Annotated in this window: 1 protein-coding gene; it reads left to right on the plus strand. The window is 63.4% G+C overall.

The features are described from left to right. Window positions 1-538, plus strand: a 538-nt coding sequence (locus tag N826_RS39210) for a Bax inhibitor-1/YccA family protein (RefSeq protein ID WP_425600619.1), incomplete at both ends; no start/stop codon positions are given.

Here is a 538-nt window from a genome sequence, read left to right on the forward strand (position 1 = left end):
ACCGGTCCGGCGCCTTCGGGCGGGCCGTGGACAGCGCGGCCTTCGACGAGGGCCTGCGCAAGCATATGCTTCGCGTCTACAACTACATGATGGTCGGCCTAGCGGTCACCGGCATCATCGCCTTCCTGGTCGCCAGCACGCCGGCGCTCTACGTGCCGATCTTCACCACGCCGCTGAAGTGGGTGGTGATGCTGGCGCCGCTGGCGTTCATCTTCGTGCTGTCCTGGCGCTTCGAGCAGATGTCCACGTCGGCGCTCCAGATGACGTTCTTCGCCTTCTGCGCCGTGATGGGCGTGTCGATGGCGTCGATCTTCCTGGTCTTCACCGGAGCCAGCGTGGCGCGGGTGTTCTTCATCACCTCCGCCATGTTCGCCGCCACCAGCCTGTGGGGCTACACGACCAAGACGGACCTGTCGAAGATGGGCTCGTTCCTGATCATGGGCCTGATCGGCATCGTGATCGCTAGCATTGTCAACATCTTCGTAGGCTCCAGCGCGCTTCAGTTCGCGATCTCGGTGATCGGCGTCGTCGTCTTCAC

Origin of the sequence: Skermanella aerolata KACC 11604, assembly GCF_000936425.1 — a bacterium.
Classification (GTDB): domain Bacteria; phylum Pseudomonadota; class Alphaproteobacteria; order Azospirillales; family Azospirillaceae; genus Skermanella; species Skermanella aerolata.